Source organism: Puniceispirillum sp. (SeqCode), assembly GCF_965657105.1.
Classification (GTDB): domain Bacteria; phylum Pseudomonadota; class Alphaproteobacteria; order Puniceispirillales; family Puniceispirillaceae; genus Puniceispirillum.
Map to the genome: position 1 here is coordinate 1 of NZ_CBFHNB010000007.1, position 13975 is coordinate 13975.

Annotated in this window: 13 protein-coding genes and 1 pseudogene; 5 read left to right on the top strand and 9 right to left on the bottom strand. The window is 51.4% G+C overall.

Features of this window, described 5'->3' with window-relative positions:
• Positions 1 to 255: pseudogene (locus tag ACTF7Q_RS01870) on the top strand (DNA mismatch repair endonuclease MutL); the annotation flags it as partial.
• Between the two features lies 1 nt (position 256).
• Here the strand turns inward: ACTF7Q_RS01870 and rsmD are convergent.
• Positions 257 to 826, bottom strand: coding sequence for a 16S rRNA (guanine(966)-N(2))-methyltransferase RsmD (rsmD, locus tag ACTF7Q_RS01875; protein ID WP_438996155.1), 570 nt, complete (start codon positions 824 to 826; stop codon positions 257 to 259).
• Positions 768 to 1706 carry a pseudouridine synthase gene (locus ACTF7Q_RS01880; RefSeq protein WP_438996156.1) on the bottom strand — a complete coding sequence of 313 codons (939 nt, stop codon included), beginning with the start codon at positions 1704 to 1706 and terminating at the stop codon, positions 768 to 770. Before ACTF7Q_RS01880 ends, rsmD begins: the two co-directional genes overlap by 59 nt.
• Before the next feature lie 63 nt (positions 1707 to 1769).
• Between ACTF7Q_RS01880 and ACTF7Q_RS01885 the strand changes: the two genes are divergently transcribed.
• Positions 1770 to 2246 carry a nucleoside deaminase gene (locus tag ACTF7Q_RS01885; RefSeq protein ID WP_438996157.1) on the top strand — a complete coding sequence of 159 codons (477 nt, stop codon included), beginning with the start codon at positions 1770 to 1772 and terminating at the stop codon, positions 2244 to 2246.
• Here ACTF7Q_RS01885 and purD read toward each other — a convergent pair.
• The gene (gene purD / locus ACTF7Q_RS01890; protein ID WP_438996158.1) at positions 2153 to 3472 is read right to left on the bottom strand and encodes a phosphoribosylamine--glycine ligase; all 1320 of its coding nucleotides are present in this window, start codon (positions 3470 to 3472) and stop codon (positions 2153 to 2155) included. The genes ACTF7Q_RS01885 and purD overlap by 94 nt on opposite strands.
• A gap of 73 nt (positions 3473 to 3545) precedes the next feature.
• Here purD and xseA point away from each other — a divergent pair, with 73 nt between their 5' ends.
• Positions 3546 to 5024 carry an exodeoxyribonuclease VII large subunit gene (gene xseA, locus ACTF7Q_RS01895; RefSeq protein ID WP_438996159.1) on the top strand — a complete coding sequence of 493 codons (1479 nt, stop codon included), beginning with the start codon at positions 3546 to 3548 and terminating at the stop codon, positions 5022 to 5024.
• 41 nt (positions 5025 to 5065) lie between these two features.
• On the opposite strand, the gene ACTF7Q_RS01900 is transcribed toward xseA, so the two are convergent.
• The 4 genes from ACTF7Q_RS01900 to ACTF7Q_RS01915 are packed head-to-tail and all read right to left on the bottom strand — an operon-like array spanning position 5066 to position 8928.
• On the bottom strand, positions 5066 to 5962 hold the full coding sequence (locus tag ACTF7Q_RS01900) for a lysophospholipid acyltransferase family protein (protein ID WP_438996160.1): 897 nt from the start codon (positions 5960 to 5962) through the stop codon (positions 5066 to 5068).
• Complete coding sequence (gene lpxK / locus ACTF7Q_RS01905; protein WP_438996161.1) at positions 5955 to 6959, bottom strand: tetraacyldisaccharide 4'-kinase; 1005 nt, start codon at positions 6957 to 6959, stop codon at positions 5955 to 5957. Before lpxK ends, ACTF7Q_RS01900 begins: the two co-directional genes overlap by 8 nt.
• On the bottom strand, positions 6956 to 8248 hold the full coding sequence (locus ACTF7Q_RS01910) for a 3-deoxy-D-manno-octulosonic acid transferase (RefSeq protein ID WP_438996162.1): 1293 nt from the start codon (positions 8246 to 8248) through the stop codon (positions 6956 to 6958). Before ACTF7Q_RS01910 ends, lpxK begins: the two co-directional genes overlap by 4 nt.
• Positions 8248 to 8928, bottom strand: a complete 681-nt coding sequence (locus tag ACTF7Q_RS01915) for a lysophospholipid acyltransferase family protein (RefSeq protein WP_438996163.1) — start codon at positions 8926 to 8928, stop codon at positions 8248 to 8250. Before ACTF7Q_RS01915 ends, ACTF7Q_RS01910 begins: the two co-directional genes overlap by 1 nt.
• A gap of 180 nt (positions 8929 to 9108) precedes the next feature.
• Between ACTF7Q_RS01915 and ACTF7Q_RS01920 the strand changes: the two genes are divergently transcribed.
• Together ACTF7Q_RS01920 and ACTF7Q_RS01925 are read left to right on the top strand one after the other, a co-directional pair.
• Positions 9109 to 10191 (top strand): glycosyltransferase family 9 protein, encoded by a 1083-nt coding sequence (locus ACTF7Q_RS01920; protein ID WP_438996164.1) that lies wholly within the window; start codon positions 9109 to 9111, stop codon positions 10189 to 10191.
• Positions 10184 to 11953 carry an ABC transporter ATP-binding protein gene (locus ACTF7Q_RS01925; protein ID WP_438996165.1) on the top strand — a complete coding sequence of 590 codons (1770 nt, stop codon included), beginning with the start codon at positions 10184 to 10186 and terminating at the stop codon, positions 11951 to 11953. Before ACTF7Q_RS01920 ends, ACTF7Q_RS01925 begins: the two co-directional genes overlap by 8 nt.
• Before the next feature lie 15 nt (positions 11954 to 11968).
• Here the strand turns inward: ACTF7Q_RS01925 and ACTF7Q_RS01930 are convergent, their stop codons facing one another.
• Positions 11969 to 12628, bottom strand: coding sequence for a fused DSP-PTPase phosphatase/NAD kinase-like protein (locus tag ACTF7Q_RS01930; RefSeq protein ID WP_438996166.1), 660 nt, complete (start codon positions 12626 to 12628; stop codon positions 11969 to 11971).
• Positions 12625 to 13962, bottom strand: a complete 1338-nt coding sequence (locus ACTF7Q_RS01935) for a TldD/PmbA family protein (protein WP_438996167.1) — start codon at positions 13960 to 13962, stop codon at positions 12625 to 12627. Before ACTF7Q_RS01935 ends, ACTF7Q_RS01930 begins: the two co-directional genes overlap by 4 nt.
• Between the last annotated feature and the right edge of the window lie 13 nt (positions 13963 to 13975).

The following is a 13975-nucleotide window of genomic DNA, read 5'->3' on the forward strand; positions in this document are numbered from 1 at the left end:
CTGGTTCAGGATATTGCCGAAGAATTGATCGAACTGGGCGATAGCACCAGCCTTGAAGATCGAATAAATCACGTGCTGGCTACGGTATCCTGTCATGGTTCGGTGCGCGCAGGGCGTGTTTTGAATGGTGACGAGATGAATGCGCTTTTGCGCGAAATGGAAGTCACGCCACGTTCGGGACAATGCAATCATGGTCGCCCAACATGGGTAAGCCTTAGCTTGACCGAGATTGAAACCCTGTTTGGTCGCAAATAAGCTAACTGACTTTTGTTAGGAAATGAAGCGAGGCCTTTCCATAGGTCCGGCTTTCATGGCATGTCAGTTGGTGCGTCTGCATCACATCCGCGTCGAGTGTCTCAGATTTTGCCGTTTCAACGACGATCAAGGCATCTGTCGCCAGCGCACCGATGGTCAGCATATGTGCGACTGCCAGCAAACCGTCACCAGTACCATAGGGGGCATCGGCCAAAACCAAACTGGCTTTATCGCCGCGAATCCCTGTTAATGAGAGGGCGTTTCCAGCAATAATCATACAGCTATTTTGTTGTTTCAGGCGGGCGATATTGGCACGTATGACCGATAGGGCGTTGTGATCTTTTTCGACAAAGCAGGCGGTGCGTGCGCCGCGGGATAGGGCTTCCAGCCCCAAAGCACCAGTGCCAGAAAACAGATCAAGCACATGGGCATCTCTTAGCTGTTCACCATAATTGCCGCCAGCCAGAACATTGAACAGATTCTCACGCACACGATCGGCAGTTGGGCGGGTTTTATCGCCGTCCAGATCGGCCAGTTTTGTGCCGCGATGACGGCCCCCGATTATGCGCATCTTTGCCTCGTTTATCGTCTTGTTGTGATGAGCTCGATTTACCTTGATAGCGTTCGCCACCTGATCGTTTCATGCCTGGTTTTGCACGCAGACGTGGTTTGGCTGTAGCATGACCATCATCTTCAGGATCGGTCAGGCCAAGTTGATCTGATAAAACGCGGGCTCGTATTAGCTCGACATCGCCGTCACGCATATCACCTAGCTGAAATGGTCCATAGGAAACCCGGATAAGGCGGCTAACCTTATGACCAAGATGCTCCATGATACGACGTACTTCGCGGTTTTTACCTTCGCGGATGGCTATCGTTAGCCAAGCATTGCTCTGCATTTGCCGGTCAAGATTTGCAACAATACGTCCATAGCGCACCCCGTCAATGGTGATGCCCTTTTCAAGCGGTGCCAGTGCAGCTTCATTTACATGGCCTTGAACCCGCACCCGGTATTTACGACTCCAGCCGGTTGCTGGCAGCTCAAGATGACGCGCAAGGTCGCCGTCATTAGTCAAAAGCAATAGACCTTCTGAATCAATGTCGAGCCGACCAACGGTCATGACGCGTGGCAGTGAGGCGGGCAGATGATCAAAAATTGTTTCACGGTCTTTTTCGTCGCGATCGCTGACCACCAGCCCACGTGGTTTATAATAGCGCCATAATTTAGCCGGTTCACGATGCGGCAATGCCTGTCCATCAACATTGATCCGGTCAGTGTCAGATACATTCAATGCGGGGCTAGTGATGACCTTGCCATTTACTTTGACGCGGCCTTCATTGATACGTGCCTCGGCTTCACGGCGTGAGCAGACCCCCGCCCGTGCAATGCGCTTGGCAATGCGTTCGCTGTCACTTTTTTTATCAAGCGTAAATGTTTCGTTATTAGCCATATCGATGACATAATCTTAAAAACGAGGCTTGGAAACAATTATCTTATATGTCAGGACTGTTTGATGATGAAAAATAGCCTAATGGATGATTTGCTGGTGGCAGCACAAGATGCTGCCAAGGCCGGAGATGTGCCTGTTGCGGCGGCCATTGTTGCGCCAGATGGAACCATAGTTGCGCTTGAGTCCAACCGTATGATGCGTGATGGCAATGCCTTGCATCATGCTGAAATACTGGCAATTAATGCTGCATTGGCTAAAACTGGCGGATCGCGACTTGATGGCTATGATCTATGGGTCACGCTCGAACCATGCGCGATGTGTGCAGGCGCGATTGCGCATGCGCGACTAAGGCGGGTCTATTTTGCCGCTTATGACGCAAAGGCAGGGGCGGTTGAGTCAGGCATCCGCTATTTTGACCACCCAAGCTGTCATCATCATCCAGAAATCTATGGTGGCCTGTCTGAAAAGGCGGCCAGTGTCATGCTATCTGATTTTTTTGCTGCGAAACGCTCGCTAATAGCGGCGATATCGCTACGGTAAAATCCTTCGGGCCAGTCGATTTTGTCAACGGCGTCATAGGCCTTTTGGCGGGCTGTGGCGGCATCATCACCCATGCCGGTTACGGCCAGAACGCGGCCACCTGCGGCAATAAGCTGTCCATTGCTATCGCGCGCTGTTCCCGCGTGAAAGACAATGCAATTCGGATCATCACGTTCATTAATAGTGATAGCACTGCCTTTGTCATAAGCCTCTGGATAGCCCTTAGTTGCCATCACAACGGTCACGGCATTGGCATCGTCCCAGCGCATATCAAAATGACCAAGCCCGCCATCGGTTGCCGCCAGCATGGCGCTGATGATATCGGTTTTTAGACGCGGCAGAATAACTTGGGCTTCGGGATCGCCAAAACGACAGTTGAATTCGATAACTTGAGGACCTGTTGCCGTCAGCATCAAACCAACATAAAGAACCCCCCGATAGGGAATATCTTCATCTGCCATACCGCGCGCAAGCGGACGAACAACATTATCCATGACCTGTTCAATCAGCGCGTCATCAAGCCGTGGCGATGGCGAGATAGCCCCCATGCCACCAGTATTGGGACCTTTGTCACCATCATAGGCACGCTTGTGATCTTGGGCACTCGCCATATAAAGCGCGTCGCGGCCATCAAGCAAAGCGAAAAGCGAGGCTTCGGGACCAGTGATACGTTCTTCGATTAGAATGGTTTTGCTCGCATCACCAAAGCGACCGCCTAGCATGGCATCGGCGGCGGCCTTTGCCTCATCGGCTGTATCGGCGACAACAACGCCTTTTCCGGCGGCCAAACCATCAGCCTTGATCACGCAAAATCCGTTCATCGCATCAATATGTCGATAGGCAGTGTCACTATCTTGCGCCGCAAAGAAGCCCGGTTGAGGAATATTGTGGCGCGTGCAGAAGTCACGGGCAAATTCTTTTGACCCTTCGAGTTGCGCCGCTGCCGCGGATGGTCCAAAGGCACGAATACCAGCATCACCTAGCCGGTCAGCAAGTCCGGCAACAAGAGGGGCCTCGGGGCCGATGACAACCAGATCAATAGCTTCGGTTACAGCATAATCGAATAAGGCGTCATAATCGTCTGCTTTGATTTGAATAAGTGTGCCTAGCCGTTCCATGCCGGGATTGCCCGGTGCGATGCGTAAATCCGAGACGAGTGGTGAGTCGGCAATTGATCGGGCAAGCGCATGTTCGCGTCCACCACTACCGATCAGTAGAATTTTCATTTTGCTTTGTTTCCTTTGGAGTTGCAGCCGCGCCAATATGCCATAGAATAGTCACAACATGGAAGAGATCCCAATGACCGAATCTAACGATATTTACAGTAGCCAGAATGATGTCGCCCCAGCAGGTGATAACGCACCCTATATGACGATTGGTGAATTGTCCAAACGCGTCAAGGCCACGGTTGAAGGGGCGTTTGACTATGTAAGGGTGCGGGCAGAAATTTCACGACCGACGCGGGCGCCATCTGGCCATGTCTATTTCACCTTGAAAGATGACCGATCAACCTTGGCAGCGGTATGCTGGAAAACGGTAGCTGGTAATTTGCAGGTTCAGCCAGAAGAGGGGCTGGAGGTTATTTGTTCAGGCAAGCTGACCACATATCCCGGTCAGTCCAAATATCAAATTGTTGTCACTCAGATGGAAATAGCTGGCGAAGGTGCAATGTTGAAAATGCTCGAAGAACGCCGCCGTATGCTGGCGGCCGAAGGGCTTTTCGATGCTGACCGTAAGCGACCAATTCCCGAGATGCCAACAACGATTGGCGTCATTACCAGCCCCACTGGTGCTGTTATCCGGGATATTCTACATCGTCTCAACGCCCGCTTTGGGGTGCATGTTTTGGTGTGGGGCACGCTGGTTCAGGGCAAAAGCGCTGCAGGGCAGGTCGCCGCGGCTATCCGTGGATTTGATGCGATGCCAGCTAATGGAGCGATCCCGCGCCCCGATATGTTGATTGTTGCACGTGGTGGCGGGGCACTTGAAGATTTATGGGCATTTAATGAAGAAGAAGTTGTCCGCGCTGTTGCCGATTGTTCACTGCCGGTTATTTCGGCTATTGGTCATGAAACCGATACAACATTAATTGATTTTGCCGCCGATTTGCGCGCCCCAACGCCAACCGCAGCAGCCGAGTTGGCGGTGCCGGTGCATGCTGACCTTGCGGCTTATATAAGTGAGACCGAAGCCCGATTGAAACGTGGTATCAGTCAGCGGCTGGAAACAGTAAATCAGCTTGTGCGTATGGCCACCCGTGGCTTGCTTGATCCAGCTGAGATGATTGCCCGTCGTGGGCAAATGCTTGATTATGCGCTGGCTGGTCTTAATACGTCGCTGGAACGGGTAATGGCCGCCCGACGGCTTGATTTATCTGGCTTGGCGGGACGATTACGCCCACCAGAGACAAAACTTGCCGAAATGAGTGGGCATTTCACCCAGCTATCAGACCGCCTTGCCAATAGATTTGGGCAGATGATCGAGCGACATGAACAAGCTGTTAAGTCTGCCGGAAAATTGCTGGATGCGCATTCATTTGAACGAGTTCTGGATCGCGGGTTTGCGCTGGTAATCGATGCCGAAGGAACGCCGCTAAAGCGTGCTATTGACGCGCCGCAGGGCGCCGAAGTTACCTTACGTTTTGCAGATGCTAGCCGTCAGGCATTGCTTGATCCAGATAGCACTGGCCATGCGGTGTATAAGCCCGCTAAACCGGCAAAGAAAGCTAACGCCAAGCCTTCCACTACAAAAGATACCAAACAGGACAGCCTGTTCTAGACATCCCCGATCTAAACATCCCCGGTCTAGACATCCCCGGTCTAGACATCTTTAGTCCAGCGGCGATGCGGCCAGAACCATTGTTCAGGATGCTGGATAATCCAGTCTTCGATGGTCTTGTTGATCGCGGTCGCGGCGTCCAGAACATTGGCATCATCGTCATGATCTGGCAAATTGATGGCAGGTGAAATCGCCAGTCTGAAATGGCAACCAGAAATCCGCACCATCTGCACATAGAAAATAGGCACCTTTTTTTTGATGGCGACTTTGATGTGGCCAATCGGCGTGTTTGCCGGATGCCCGAAAAAGGGAACCGCCATGCCCTCGCGTAGCTTCTGATCAATAAGCAAGCACATGAACTGTTTTTTGCGAATGGCGCTTATCATGCCTAACGCGGCTTCACGGCCCTTTGGGAACATTTCGCCGCCAAAGGTGCGCTGGCGCCGGGCTAGCAACCCTGCCAGAAACGGATTGTTGAGTGGGCGATAAATGGCCGCCACCTTTTTACCGACACTGCGCGCGGCAAAGGGACCTAATTCCCAGTTGCTCATATGGGCGCTGATCAGAAAACCACCAGTTTCGACATCGCGGATATGTTCCTGTCCGATAAATTCGACATAGCCTTTATCGACAAGTTTGTTGATATGCGGATATTCGCCAATAACACGCCCAAGATTCATCCACATGCCTCGCAAAATTCGGCTTTGTTCGGCGTATGATAAATGCGGCATGGCATAGACAAGGTTACGCCGGGCACGCTTATGCCATGGGGTTAAAGGCCCCAATAGTGACATCACCAGCCCCATACAGGCACTAGCAATGGCAACGGGCAGAATGCGCGCTGTCCCGAACAGAATAAAGACTAGCAAGGCTTCTAGTGGCCAGAAGATGATCTGACGTATCAAACGCAAAATGACTTTTGGTAATGGGTCAGACATTTATATTGTCACGCGTTTTTGAAGCGGCAACTGCCATGATGCGCTCCAGCATGTCATCAATGCTGTCAGTCTGCATGGTGATCGGCATAAATGAAATCCGTTCACGCCATTCGGCAGGCAGGCGAACCCAGTCTTTTTGCGTAGTGATCAGGCTGGCACCAAGCCGGATTGAATCTTCTTGTAAACGGGTGAGGTCACTTTGCGTGTAAAGGTGATGATCTGCAAATGCCAGACTTTGCACAATAACGCCGCCAACTTTTTCAATGGTGCGGAAAAAACGCTGTGGGCGGGCAATACCGGCAAATGCCAATAAGGGTGTCTCACCAAGATCAGCAATGATTGTCTGGTCGGCAACTACTGTTCCGGTCAAGATTGGCACGCGGCCATCTATTGCCGCTGTTAATTCATGTTCATCATCACCGTTGATAAAGGCAATATCAAGGCTGGCAAGGCCATTTTCAAAGCCGATGCGCATCGGGCCAGCTGGTAAAAGCCTGCCATTACCTATGCCGACGGAACCGTCAAAAACGCCGATAGCCATATCTTTCTTCACATAAGGGTGCTGTAAGCCGTCATCCATCAAAATGATATCGTGAATACCACGATTTGAAATGGCCTGGGCCGCCACAACCCGATCCCGTCCGATGATCACGTCACGCCCTTCAGCAAGCATTAGCGGCTCGTCGCCACAATCGGCGGCTGTATGAATGGTGCCATCAACCCATAATGGCCCTTTTTGTGACCCGCCATATCCCCGGCTTAGAATAACTGGGTGCATCCCCGCTTCGATAAGGCGGTCATATAAAAGTGATACAAGTGGGGTTTTTCCTGTGCCGCCAGCGCTTAGATTGCCAATACAGATCACTGGCAAGGCGGCGCTGACCTGCTTTGCAAGACGATCACGCAAAAACGTTGCTGTCGCCCAGACTGCGGCAAGCGGTAACAGGGCGGTAGATACGATCCCCTTATGATTCCAGAATTCAGGTGTTTTAATCATTTATCCACTGCCTTGGCATTGACCACTGCAAAAATCATTCGTGCAGCTTTAAGCGGGCGTTGGCGGGCGCTTTCAACATAGTTTTTTGCCGCCGCGGCTTGCTGTTGCTTTATGTCTGCATCAAACGATAGCACAGAAGTGACCATCGCGCCCAGATCATCTGGCTGATCAATCATATGAATGATATCACAACTAAAAAGTGCGTTAAACTCGGCTTCATTTTTGAAAATATGCGTGCCAGTGATGATTGGCATGCCAAAGCTGGCAGGTTCCAGCGGGTTATGCCCGCCTTTTGGCACCAGTGACCCGCCCAAAAATACAACATCGGCAAGGTCAAAAACACTGCCCATTTCGCCCAGACTATCCAGCATATAAAGTGCTGTTCCGCTGTCTGGCGTTTGCCCTTTGCTTCGTTGCGGTATAATTTGCCCAATCGCCTTATGCGCCATAACAGCGATCGCATCGGCACGTTCGGGATGTCGCGGTGCGATGATTGTCAATATTTTATCAGCATGTTGCTGGGCAACAGCAATGGCGGATTCGTCCTCGCCTTCATGGGTTGAAGCGGCCAGAAAGATAGCGCGTTTACCGCTGGCTTTACGGATGAGATTTTGCAGATCTGCATCAATAGGCAAGCTTGCCGTAGTCATTTTTAACGATCCACCGACATGCACGTGAGAGGCTGTTGCACCCAGTGTGATAAAATGCTGTTGCTGATCTTCATCTACGGCCAATATTAAATCAGCGCATCCAAATATCTGACGCGCGATGCTGGCCTGGCGCCGCCATGATGTGACGGCTTTTTGTGATAATTGCGATGATGCAAATATGACTGGAATATGACGGGCGGCAGTGCGGGTAACAAGGTTCGGCCAAAAATCAGATTCCAGAAAAATGGCAACCTGCGGGGAAAACATATCCAGAAAGCGATCAACAAAGGCAGGATGATCAAGGGGCTGATAGATATGCGTGATCGACGCGCGCGTCTTGGCACGGGCGATCATCTGCGCTGCTGTAATGGTGTTGGTGGTGATGATAATTGGGGGGTGATCATTATGTTCATCATGAAGGGCATCCGCCAATGCCAAGGCGGCAATCGTTTCCCCGACGCTGACCGCATGTAGCCATATACTTCCACGCTGATATATTTCGGCATAGCGCCCATAGCGCCCATAGCGTTCACCAAGGCGGGCTGTGTCTTCCTTACCAGCTCGCGCGCGCCGTGCCAGTAGCAATCCGATAATAGGATACAGGCATGTCCATAGAAAATTATATAGACGCAGTGACATCAACGCTGACCATCCTCCTCGGTAAACAGGCGATCGGCCCTATCGGCAAGGTCATTCATGGCGGCCTCAATCTTTAGCCGGCTGGCTTCCATCGTGTCACGATCACCTTTTGGCACATCAATTGGATCACCCCAGATAAAGCGCCCACGGGCAAATGGCTTGGGAATGATCGTGCCATCCCAACCAGGAGCCCGCCAGTAACGATCAACAGCCCAGCATATAGGCACCACTGGCTTGCCAGCCATTGCGGCAAGCGCAACAGGCCCAACTGCCAGCTTGCGGGCTGGACCACGCGGGCCATCGGGTGTGATGGTGGCGATTTGACCCCGATCAAGAACACGCTTTAGCCCGCGTAAACCGGAAATGGCGTTGCGGTTTGAACTGCCCCACACTGTCCGGATTCCCATGCGATTGACGGTATAGGACATAAGCTGTCCATCAGCATGTGGTGATTGCAGAACATACATCGGGTGCCGTCTCGGCCACAGCCATGGCACGGCAAAAATGCGCTCATGCCATAAAACCAAAACAAAGCCATTATGGTTATTCAATATCTGGTCGGCAAGTTGACGATTAACCGTTTTCCAGCGTGTGGTGATCATAATCGACGCAATAATGCCCGCAACAATCCAGCTTAGGCACCATATGACAAATTTATTTCGGATAAAGCGTTTGAACATAAGTATGCCGGGTTCGGTTAAGATGTTGTAGCAAGCATAAGCCAGATGGCAAATAGCTAGGAATAAATATAGAAATAGCCTATTAAGACCTGACTGCGTTACTGTTATTTATAGCAAATTTGCGAAACTTTGACATTACCGTAATCGCCGCCACCGGATTGGGATTAGTTTTAGATATCTATGACGTCTTTATTACGACTTGAAATCCCCGAAGAGGGGATGCCCCGCCGCCGTTTGCTTGTGATACAGCCGCTTGTTGGCATAGGTGATATGGTCTGGCACAAGCCATGGATTGATCATCTAGCCGCATTTTATGATGTCATTCTGGCCACCAAACCAACAGTTCAGGCATCGGTGTTATTCGCCAAAACCCCCGGTGTTATCGATATTCTGGATATTGACAGGTCGCAGCGCGGTAAACGTGGTCAGCATGATGGTATTATGGGTCTGTGGCGCTTGGCACAGCGTTTTCGCCAAGCAGACGTTGATCAGGTTGTTATTATGCATCACAGTTCCACCTATGCCATTGCCGCGTGGCTGGCAGGCATTCCCGCCCGTTTTGGCTATGGCATTGGTGGGCAGTCACGCTGGCTGAATCGAGGCTATTTTCTGCCAAAGTCAGCGCGCCTTCAGCATCCGACCAGCAAGATGGCTATATTTGCTGATATAAATGGATTTGCACCGGTTACAACCAGCTGGCAGATCACCCCAACCGATTTTGCCTTTGATGAAGCTGATAAATTTCTGGCAGCACATCATGTTGGGATCGACAAGAATGGAAAATGTCCCCTCATAATCCTGGGAGTGGGGGCGATGCATCCTGATCGGCGCTGGTCAGCTGAAAACTTTGCCAAGCTTGTAGCGCAGATGCGTCTTGCCCGGCCTGATATTCATATAGGTTTGATGGGTGCCCCCGCGGAACAACCTGTCATTGATGCGGTGTTGTCTCATCTTGCCGATACAACCGGAGTGATTAGTTGTACCAATAAGCTGGATGTTGCCATTGCCCTGTTTGTTCGTGCCATTTGCTATGCAGGCAATGACACTAGTCTGCTAAATTTATCGGCGGTGGCTGGCACGCCATCAATTGGTTTGTTTGCACAGTCGGGACCTTTGACATACAGTCCCAATATTCTGGCTGTTTGTGTTGATGAGGACAAAATGGGTATTCCGGGACAGATTGATACGATCACGCCTACGCGTGTGTTGGTGGCGATTTCCGCACTTTTACCACCTATCAAGATGGTTAGGGCTGATGGCTGAACGTGACGATAAACGCGGCATGAACCGCAAGATATTTAACCGCATATGGCAAGGCTGGGTGCGCCGCTATCGCGGCCAGCTGGCAGGCACAGTGGTCTTGATGGCTTTTGTCGCGGCGACCGCAGCAGCTTATCCGCTTTTGACCAAATATATTTTCAACGCATTGGCTGATGGCCGCGCTGGTGAAGTGATCCTGTATGCCCCTCCCATCATTATCATGCTGGCCTTGTTAAAAGGCGGCGCGCTATTTGCACAAACGGTTCAGGTCAACAAACTGGCTTTGCGGGTGACAACCGATTTGCAAAAGGATATGGCAAAAAGTCTGATCGAAGCTGATCTATCGGTGGTGACACGCGAACCGGCTGGTACTTTCATGTCACGGATCATGAATGACCTTAATCTGGTGCGGGAAGCCTTTGTCCGGCTGGCCAACAATCTGGTTCGCGATGCGCTGACCGTGATCGTGCTGATTGGGGCGATGATCTATCTTGATTGGCTGATGACACTTATAGTCATGGCGGTCTATCCAATCGCTATCCAGCCTATCATTCGCATTGGTAATCGCCAGCGTAAAGCTTCGGGCAATCTGCAATCACATATGGAAGGCGTGACCTCACTGCTGGCCGAAACATTGCAAGGTGTGCGTATGGTCAAAGCCTATCAGATGGAAAATGCCGAAATCAAACGGACTTCAGTTGCCTTTGATGGTTTGTTTGCACGGCTTGTTGCCTTGTTAACCGGACGTGCGATGATTGACCCCATTCTTGAGGTCATTGGTGGTCTTGCTGTTGGCGGTGTTGTTGCGTTGGCTGGTTGGCGTGTAGCCAATGGCGATATGCAGGTAGGCGATGTAATCGCCTTTATCACCACCTTGATCATGCTGGTGCAACCTGTGCGCGGCATTGGCACCTTGAATGCGGTGACGCAAGAAGCGTTGGCCGCGGCCGAGCGTATTCTGTCATTGCTTGATATTCCCAAATTGATAATAGATGCGCCTAATGCCAAAACCATTCAGCTGGGCAAAGGCGATAAGGGTGTTATCAGTTTTGACAAAGTTGATTTTACCTATGGAAAAGAAACCGCATTAAGTGATGTGAGCTTCACCGCATCAGCAGGGCAGACCGTCGCTTTGGTTGGGCCCAGTGGGGCTGGTAAAACAACGATTATCAATTTGTTGCCGCGTTTTTATGATGTCAGCGCAGGTGTGATTTCGGTGAATGGTCAGGATATCCGCAATCTGACAATCGAAAGCCTGCGGGCAAATATAGCGTTGGTCAGCCAAGAAGCGGTTCTGTTTGAAGACACCGTAGCGGCAAATATAGCTTTTGGCCGACCTGATGCCACCGACGAAGACATTATCATTGCCGCCAAAGATGCTGCGGCACATGATTTCATAATGGCGCTACCAGACGCTTATCAAACACAGGTTGGGGCTATGGGTAACCGCCTGTCAGGTGGCCAGCGGCAACGTATTTCGATTGCCAGAGCGATGCTAAAAGACGCGCCCATTTTATTACTTGATGAAGCCACTGCTGCGCTGGATGCCGCCTCGGAGAAACAGGTACAAACCGCACTCGAGCGACTGCAAAAAGGCCGCACCACATTAGTGGTTGCGCACCGGCTGGCAACTGTGCGCAATGCCGATATGATTCTGGTGATGGAAGATGGCGGCATTACCGAAACTGGCACGCATGATGATCTGATCGCCAAAGATGGCCTTTATGCAAGGTTATGCGCGCTTCAGTTCTTTTCTGAAAAATAAATCATACAGCTAGCTCTATTCGCGGCGCAGGATGCTGTCGATAAGGCGATCTGCCCAGCCTTGTGAACGGAATTCGGCCAGCATGGCTTCGGGGTCATAGATATTATCGACCCAGTCATAAAACGCCATGCCCTGATCTTCATAGGGGAAATAGGCTTTGAAAAAAACATCCAGCAGACCGGTTTTGGCCTGTTTGACATGCCCGTATTTCCAAGCTAACTGCTTGGCTGCTTCGCGCGCTGGGCGCTCCTCGGCAACCAGCATATATAAGGCAGACATTAATCCGGCGCGGTCGGCACCTGATTTGCAATGCATCAATGCTGGCTTTTCGATGGCTTTGAAAATGGCTTTGGCGTCATGAAGCATGGCCTTGTCCGGCGCCGCGCGCGAACGCGCGGTGAAATCAAGCAGGGTAATGCCAGCTTTGGCACATGCCTCGGCCTCTAGCTGCCAGACGCCATCATCTCGTGGTCCACGCAAGTTAATGATTGTTTTGATACCGCTGGCGGCGATTCTGCTGACCTCGACAGGGCCAGGCTGATTGGCGCGCCACATGCCGGGGGCTATTTCATGCCGATTATGCCAGAACAGCCGCAAAAATCCGTGATCTTTCAGGATGAGGTCAATCCAGTCGGCGGCACCGCGCCGCTTTACCGGCGGGGCAAGCCATTTCATGATCCAGCAACCATCATACCATCAATCCGCAGCGACGGCGCCGCGATGCTGTCACGCATATCGATGTCATTAGCTGTCGTTATGGCCATAAGCATATCTTTAAGATTGCCAGCGATAGTGGCTTCGGTAACCGGGCCGGTGATGGCACCGTCAACAATCCAGAACCCACCAGCACCACGGCTATAGTCGCCCGTGATCATATCAACCGAACTACCCATCATTTCGGTTACCAGAAACCCTTCTTTGATATCGGCAATCATATCGGCGCGCGACAGGGAACCATTTTCGAGGTAAAAATTGCTGGCAGACGGCGAGGGGGCACCCCCCATTGACCGGCGCGCATTGCCGGTAGGCGTCATGTTCAGCTTGGCTGCGGATGCCAGATCAAGAAACCAGCCTGTCAAAACGCCATCTTCGACCATCAATCGCTGGCTGACAGGCAGGCCTTCACCATCAAATAAACGTGATCCCATGCCGCGTGGCCGCAACGGATCATCAATGAAATTCAACCCTTTACTGGCTATCTGTTGACCAAGACTATCCTTTAGAAAGCTGGTGCCCCGCGCGATTGCCGCCCCATTAATGGCGCCAGCCAATGTGCTGACAATCGATGATGAGACACGTTGGTCATAAATCACAGGAAATTGTCCAGTATTTGGTTTGCTGGCGCCTAGCCGAGATAGTGTTCGGGTTGCCGCACTATGACCAATGGCATCTGGCGCATCAAGATCTTCGGCAAACACAGCGGCGCTGTAATCGTAATCGCGTTCCATCTGACCGTCTTTTTCGGCGATGACCACGGCTGAAACGCTGGATGAAGACCGTTTATAGCTTGCTGAAAATCCGTTGCTGGTTGCGATCAGCACATTGACCACACCATAGCTGGCAGATGCGCCATCAGAATTTGTAATGCCTTTATGGGACAGGGCGGCGTCTTCTGCCTGTTTAGCACGTTCTGTCAATGTCTCAACGCTGGTTTCGGTTGCGTCATACATATCGAGTTCGGGGAGTTCCGATGCTAGTTCATCAAGGTTGGCAAGCCGCACATAGGGATCTTCAGGTGCCAGTTTGGCCATAGCAACAGCACGTTCTGCCAGCTGTTTGATGTTTTCGCTATCAAGCTGGCTGGTTGAGATCGATGCTGTACGTTGTCCGACAAAGACGCGCATACCGACGTCATAATCTTCAGATCGTTCAGCCGCCTCGACTTTGCCAAGGCGGATATCGACGCTATTGCCTTCTCCACGAGCTAATGTTGCGTCAGCACCATCGGCACCTGCGGCTTTGGCTGCATCAAGAAGTTCGGAAATTAGATTTTGTTCATGTGTTTTCATGTCTTATCAGATA

Bases quoted from the DNA above. Each gene is read 5' to 3' on its own strand.
- rsmD (WP_438996155.1), bottom strand. From the start codon at position 826: ATGCGCATAATCGGGGGCCGTCATCGCGGCACAAAACTGGCCGATCTG.
- ACTF7Q_RS01880 (WP_438996156.1), bottom strand. From the start codon at position 1,706: ATGGCTAATAACGAAACATTTACGCTTGATAAAAAAAGTGACAGCGAA.
- ACTF7Q_RS01885 (WP_438996157.1), top strand. From the start codon at position 1,770: ATGATGAAAAATAGCCTAATGGATGATTTGCTGGTGGCAGCACAAGAT.
- purD (WP_438996158.1), bottom strand. From the start codon at position 3,472: ATGAAAATTCTACTGATCGGTAGTGGTGGACGCGAACATGCGCTTGCC.
- xseA (WP_438996159.1), top strand. From the start codon at position 3,546: ATGACCGAATCTAACGATATTTACAGTAGCCAGAATGATGTCGCCCCA.
- ACTF7Q_RS01900 (WP_438996160.1), bottom strand. From the start codon at position 5,962: ATGTCTGACCCATTACCAAAAGTCATTTTGCGTTTGATACGTCAGATC.
- lpxK (WP_438996161.1), bottom strand. From the start codon at position 6,959: ATGATTAAAACACCTGAATTCTGGAATCATAAGGGGATCGTATCTACC.
- ACTF7Q_RS01910 (WP_438996162.1), bottom strand. From the start codon at position 8,248: ATGTCACTGCGTCTATATAATTTTCTATGGACATGCCTGTATCCTATT.
- ACTF7Q_RS01915 (WP_438996163.1), bottom strand. From the start codon at position 8,928: ATGTTCAAACGCTTTATCCGAAATAAATTTGTCATATGGTGCCTAAGC.
- ACTF7Q_RS01920 (WP_438996164.1), top strand. From the start codon at position 9,109: ATGACGTCTTTATTACGACTTGAAATCCCCGAAGAGGGGATGCCCCGC.
- ACTF7Q_RS01925 (WP_438996165.1), top strand. From the start codon at position 10,184: ATGGCTGAACGTGACGATAAACGCGGCATGAACCGCAAGATATTTAAC.
- ACTF7Q_RS01930 (WP_438996166.1), bottom strand. From the start codon at position 12,628: ATGAAATGGCTTGCCCCGCCGGTAAAGCGGCGCGGTGCCGCCGACTGG.
- ACTF7Q_RS01935 (WP_438996167.1), bottom strand. From the start codon at position 13,962: ATGAAAACACATGAACAAAATCTAATTTCCGAACTTCTTGATGCAGCC.